The organism is Spirulina subsalsa FACHB-351 (genome assembly GCF_026130165.1).
Classification (GTDB): Bacteria; Cyanobacteriota; Cyanobacteriia; order Cyanobacteriales; family Spirulinaceae; genus Spirulina_A; species Spirulina_A subsalsa_A.
The window spans coordinates 1-4612 of the sequence record NZ_JAIHOM010000210.1; the positions used below are offsets into that span (position 1 = coordinate 1).

The 4612-nt window shown below is 44.0% G+C and carries 5 protein-coding genes; 2 read left to right on the plus strand and 3 right to left on the minus strand.

The window, feature by feature from the left end; all coding sequences use genetic code 11:
* Positions 1 to 113: 113 nt before the first annotated feature.
* Positions 114 to 686, plus strand: a complete 573-nt coding sequence (locus K4A83_RS22095; protein WP_265266874.1) for a DUF1361 domain-containing protein — start codon at positions 114 to 116, stop codon at positions 684 to 686.
* Here K4A83_RS22095 and K4A83_RS22100 read toward each other — a convergent pair.
* The 3 genes from K4A83_RS22100 to K4A83_RS22110 all read right to left on the minus strand — a co-directional run bounded on the left by K4A83_RS22100 (position 655) and on the right by K4A83_RS22110 (position 4286).
* Positions 655 to 2424: a sensor histidine kinase gene (locus K4A83_RS22100; RefSeq protein WP_265266875.1), complete on the minus strand. Its 1770-nt coding sequence runs from the start codon at positions 2422 to 2424 to the stop codon at positions 655 to 657. The two genes, K4A83_RS22095 and K4A83_RS22100, sit on opposite strands and share 32 nt — an antisense overlap.
* A gap of 189 nt (positions 2425 to 2613) precedes the next feature.
* Positions 2614 to 2934, minus strand: coding sequence for a hypothetical protein (locus tag K4A83_RS22105; RefSeq protein ID WP_265266876.1), 321 nt, complete (start codon positions 2932 to 2934; stop codon positions 2614 to 2616).
* A 392-nt stretch (positions 2935 to 3326) separates the two neighbouring features.
* Positions 3327 to 4286 (minus strand): orange carotenoid-binding protein, encoded by a 960-nt coding sequence (locus K4A83_RS22110; protein ID WP_265266877.1) that lies wholly within the window; start codon positions 4284 to 4286, stop codon positions 3327 to 3329.
* Between the two features lie 227 nt (positions 4287 to 4513).
* Here K4A83_RS22110 and K4A83_RS22115 point away from each other — a divergent pair.
* Positions 4514 to 4612: helix-turn-helix domain-containing protein (locus tag K4A83_RS22115; protein WP_265266878.1), on the plus strand; the 99-nt coding region annotated here is incomplete at its 3' end.

Here is a 4612-nt window from a genome sequence, read left to right on the forward strand (position 1 = left end):
ATCGCGGTCGGACAGCCCGTGATTCAAAATGCTTTCGGAGACGTTCTGTCGGGGTCAATTTCTGATTGGCTAGACAAGAGTCTATGAGGAAAGAATCCACTCGCCTTTAGGCAGTGGAGTGTCAACTCTTCCGTCGTCGTTCCCTCAGACGTTCGGCTTTTTGGTGGTTTAATTTCGTCGTATTCATCGCCTTTCTCCCCAATGCGCCCTACCTCCTCACCGATATTATTCACCTCATCCGAGCCACCCGCGCCGGATTCTCGGCTTGGGTCATCACCCTTGTCTTAATCCCCCAACATTTATTAGCCATCATTGCCGGATTTGAAGCCTATGTCATCTCGGTGATGAATGTTGGGCATTATCTGCGGAAAATTGGAGCAAAAAAATTTATTTTGCTCGCAGAATTAGTCATTCATCTTTTATCGGCAATTGGAGTCTATTTAGGCCGCTTTCAACGCTTTAACAGTTGGGATTTAATTACCAACCCGGATGACATTACCTATAGTATTTTAAACGACTTCACCAGCAAGCGTCCCGTCTTCGTAATGTTTATCACCTTCTGGGTGTTAACGATTCTTTACTGGGTGATGAAAGAAATCACCCTCGGTTTAGGGTTAAGGATGGGTCAAGCTTGGCAGAAAAAAGAGAACTTGATTAAGCCGCCAACACCTCATCCTGATGTTTAATCGGCAATAAAATAATAAATTCTGTCCCTTTCCCCACTTCAGAATTGAGTTGAATTTCTCCCCCATGTTTTTCCATCACTAACTGTCGGGTGATAGCTAATCCTAAACCTGTCCCCACTCCCACAGGCTTAGTGGTATAAAAGGCTTCAAAAATTTTCGATTGTTGTTCCGGGGGAATCCCACAGCCATTATCTGCAATGCGCACCGCTACCCAGCCCGTTCTATCTTGACATAGTTCCGTTTTAATGCTGAGTTTCGGTTTAGTAGGATGAGGTTCAGGTAAGGCATCTAACGCATTACTAATTAAGTTCATAAATACTTGATAAAGGGAACTACTAAAGCCATCAATATCGGGAATCTCGCCATAATCACAACTCACCTGAACCCCTTGTTTTAAGCGATTATGGAGGATTAATAATGTACTTTCTAAACAGTCTTTTAAATTCACAGGGCGCGGTTGTGCTTCATCTAGCCGGGAGAAATTTTTAAGGCTTAAAACAATTTGTCGGGTACGATCTGCCCCGACTCGCATAGAATTTAAAAGTTTTGGTAGATCATCCGTTAAAAAATCTAGATCAATTTCCTCGGCCTGTTCTTCAATGGATTCTGGGGGATTAGGGATTTCCCTTTGATAGGTTTCCAACAATCTCAATAAATCATCAACATACTCGGTTGCATGGGTAACATTGCCATAAATAAAGTTGACGGGATTATTAATTTCATGGGCAACTCCGGCCAACATTCGCCCCAAGCTAGACATTTTTTCACTTTGTAATAATTGGGTGGTATTAGCCGCTTGTTGTTCTGCGAGGAGTTCTTGCACTCGGGCAATCAGTTCATTTAAGGCAACAGCGAGAACGCCGATTTCATCCTGTGTAGTAACGGGTGCTTGTAGGGAAAAATCTGATTCTTCTGTCACTTGTTCTGCTACTGCGGTGAGGGAGCGCAAGGGCTGGGTAATAGCTCGACTGGTGATGATGGCGCAGAGGATACCCATCACACAGGAAATAAACATACTAATGACAATAATTTGAGTCCGTAAGAGAGCTACTTGTTGACTTAAAACGGAGGCAGTTTCCCATTGTCCTTCTAATTGTTTATAGAGATCGCCTAAGTCTTTGGACAAATTGTGCATAGCTTCCACCTGTTCTAGAGTATAGATGGAGGCTATTTGATCCCGTAATAGGAGAAGCTGATCGGGGTTGGTTGAGGTGCTGAGTTGTTGAATCTGTTCTAACCACTGGGGATCAATTGGCTGTAAAACGTCCTGTAGGATGGGATTGTACTGGGCAATGAGTTGAGATGCGATCGCCTCTCCCTGGGAAAACTCACTTAAATTCTCCGGTGCGTAGTATTCCTGGAAGGTTAGCCAAAGATACTGCACATCTTGGATTTCCCGCGCCATGTCTTCCAATTTCTCTCGGAGTTTCTCATAGTCGCTAGAGTCTGGGGGGGGGTCTTTTAGCTCGTAATAGTGGAGTTGACCATGCAAAAGAGCCACTTCCAAGGAGTTGATCAAATGGCTCTCCTCAAGACTAACATTCCGTAGAGTTCGGACTCTTTCCTGGTACTGGTTTCCCATCAAAACGCCGCTCGTTGTCCCCAAAACAGCGATCGCCAATGCCACCCCATACCCAATACTAATCTTTTGACCGACGGTTAAATGAAAAGCCCTCCTCCTCTTGTTTTTCGCAGGAGGTTGGGAATCGGGAACAGGAGAAGAGGATAATCGGCGCATAGTGTACACAGGAGTAGTCAGGACTCAAAAATTGTTCAAGCGAAAGAGGAGAGAGGGGCTGAGGTCACTGACAAACAATAGCTAATCAATCAAGATAACAGTTTCTCTCAGTATGGCATGAGTCTCTTCCGTTCTTCTAGTTTAAACGATTCACGTTCCAGCAATGAGGGGCTAGGGTTGGTACGAAAATTAGATCCTAGTCAGAGCCGAGATTTTCGCTAATTTATCTCGACTCAAAACCTGTAATTCTTCCAAGCTTAACCATCCCTGTTTAACTAATGTGGCTAATACAAACACACTGGCAGCATCTCGATAATCATACTTACCATCAATATCGTGTCTTCTCGCACTTAAAAAGTCGTGCAATTTCCACACCTCCTCAACCTCTGTGAGATTAAACGCTTTTTGTTTAACCTCATCAATCAGAATCTTAAGCTCCCGCTTATAGGCCTTATGCAAGGCATCTACAGCCGCGTTTTTATCCTCTTCAGACCAATCAATTTCACTCACTTATCATCACCTAATTGAGCATTACCAAAGCCGATATTTGCGCGCTACTATTTAACAATTATTTAAGCGGTAAGCTAGTTCGCATTTAAACCGCCTCTTCTAAAAGCCGAACCCTTTAGCTAGCTTGGATCGAGACAGAAATTTAAATAATTAACAGCTTAGTGTACCATTAAAAACCCCAATAGAAAAGGGAGCGCTTTTTTTCACGAAGCGCTCACCTATTTGACACTCCCGGGCAATCAAGGCGCGGGGATTCTTGGCTCTACAAGGTGACTAGCCCAAGCAGATTTTTACCAATCTTCCGTAGAAGTCATCTCCCCCCAAGGGTCACTTGCATCAAGTATAAAGGTCAGGTATGCCCTAGCGTACTCAATCCCCGACTCAGGATGTTTCTAGCGCACCAAGTTCAACAACTCTTTGGGAGATGCCAACAAATCAATCGCCACAAAGAAAACCTTATTTTCCGGGTTCAGCAAGAAACGCCAAGCAATATTCATGCCCACATTACCACCAAACCAAGGAGTTTGCACTTTACCAGTAACCTTAATCTGAGTATAGCCATCTTCCACCGATTCAGAAACACCTTGTTCTGGGATTAACTTCAGATTCTGGCATTCTTCCCGGAAGAACCGCAGCACATTATCTTTGCCAACAATGGGTTTTTGGAAAGGAGGTTGTAAAGCTCCATCTTCTGCAAATAGATTAATTAAGTTATCAAAATCGTTAGCATTCAAGTTGTCCATGTATTCCAGGACTGTGGAATTAGTCACACCTTCGATTTTAACTTTAGTCCGTTGAGACATCTCTTTAGGAGGTACAACAGGTTCTGCTACTCGTTGATAGCTATCTAATTTACTAATATCGAACCCCATATCAACAACACAATTACGCAGCACCGTGATTTGTTGACCCGGATCAATACCTTGAATAGTCGCTAGGATAGCATTGGCGTTAGCTGAGAGTTTGTATCCTTCGGGAATAGGCGCAACAATTCCTTGTTCCATGAACCGTCCTAGTTCATACCAGAAACCCAGCTTGATATTCGCAGACCAACTAGCATAGGTACGACAAATGGGAGTATCTGTCCGGTTCGCCAAGTCACACATAGCCTGGGTTTGCTGTAGGGGAGTCATCTGCCGAATTTCCTCTAGAGTCCTTTGAGCAAACTGCATATTCGCAGCCCCAGGAGCAGCAACGGTAATGGTTTTGCCCATTGCCAGATAAGCAAACCAAATGAGAGCCAATTGATCTTCGGCACTAAGCTGTTTGAACCGAGCAATGGTTGCCGGAACCACGTCAGCCGCTAGGGTTTCAGGAAAAATGCTACGAGCCGAGTCAATGGTGAATGGCATAGGTGTATTTCTATTCCAAGTTATGTTAAAACAACTTTAACATATTTAACAAAAATTTACAAATTTAGGTATCTAATAATGCAGAATTTTTTTTCCATTCCAGGCAAAAGGCACTCGCTCTGCTAAACGTCACCAAAACTAATGGGTCTGAAGACCCGCCCTTCCAGGGCGGCTTTTTTGTCGGAGTCTATCGCCCCAATCCTCTCTATCTTTGGTATCCTAGCATCATGAAAAGCCGATATCAGTACAGAATCTATCCCACCCCAGGTCAGCCAACCGAGTTAGCCAAGCTGTTCGGATGTTGTCGTGTGGTGTGGAACGATGCC